Source organism: Buttiauxella sp. S19-1 (genome assembly GCF_022134725.1).
In the GTDB taxonomy this organism is placed as follows: domain Bacteria; phylum Pseudomonadota; class Gammaproteobacteria; order Enterobacterales; family Enterobacteriaceae; genus Buttiauxella; species Buttiauxella ferragutiae.
Genome location: NZ_JAHWLU010000285.1, coordinates 1 through 421, shown reverse-complemented (window position 1 = coordinate 421; position 421 = coordinate 1). Strand labels below are relative to the sequence as shown.

At 59.6% G+C, this 421-nt stretch carries 1 protein-coding gene; it reads right to left on the bottom strand.

Annotation, left to right across the window (positions count from 1 at the left end; genetic code table 11):
• Window positions 1-421 (bottom strand): hypothetical protein (locus tag MES37_RS24590; RefSeq protein WP_237932849.1); only part of this gene is annotated, 421 nt, incomplete at both ends.

The window sequence follows — 421 nt, the reverse complement described above, 5'->3', positions numbered from 1 at the left end:
GCGGTGAGCTGGCTTCGGGCATCCCAGCGGTAGCGCCACTGGAGAGGGCGATAGCCGCCTTTATCCACCAGTTTTTCCACCAGACGCCCGTTAACATCGTATTTCCAGGTGATGTTGTGTTCGTTCACCACCCGGACAAATTTTCCGTCTTCCGGTTTCCCGCTGTCGGGGTTGATGCGTGAGGTGGTGTGCCGCCAGGCTTTGTGCTCCCGCGATGCGACCCGGCTATGCTGCTGTTGCTGGTAGGCTTCGCTTTCCAGTACGTCATTCACCCAGGTCTGGCGGCGGGTGATATTGAGGTTCTGGTCATAAGTGAAGCGCTCTTCGCGCATTGGCACACTGCTGCTGCCGGTCCAGGTGGCGTGGCTTATCTGGTCGTTCGCCGTCAGGGTGTGAACTGCGGTACCGCGCAGTGAGTCGG